1 protein-coding gene is annotated in these 342 nt (G+C 54.4%); it reads left to right on the top strand.

The window, feature by feature from the left end; genetic code table 11:
- Positions 1–342, top strand: a 342-nt coding sequence (locus VWY34_RS01625) for a hypothetical protein (RefSeq protein WP_416548742.1), incomplete at both ends; no start/stop codon positions are given.

Below are 342 nucleotides of genomic sequence, written 5' to 3'. Positions count from 1 at the left end.
ACCAATGCAGATGGCGAGCTGATCCAGATCACCACTGGTGGCGCAACGGTCAACCCTTCAAGCTTTGCCAACACGCAGGCGCGCCATATCGCGGCCAATGGCGATGGAACCTACACATTGCTTTGGGAGGTCGGTGATGGTGAACGTATTGATCTGTGGACCCTAAACTCAAACGGTGCCTATATCGGTGGGCGCACTGGCCTGAGTGACGAGGAGATTGCCGCTTTCGAGGGACAGTTCCAGAGCGATCTGAATGGCGACGGCAGCTTGCTGGCACTCATTGAGAACGATGGTGATGAAGCGCTTTACAGAGATCTTGGCAATAGCGATGCCTATGTGTTT

The organism is Phaeobacter sp. JH20_02 (assembly GCF_048056915.1).
GTDB classification, from domain to species: domain Bacteria; phylum Pseudomonadota; class Alphaproteobacteria; order Rhodobacterales; family Rhodobacteraceae; genus Phaeobacter; species Phaeobacter bryozoorum.
This window is presented reverse-complemented; position numbering and strand designations above follow the sequence as displayed.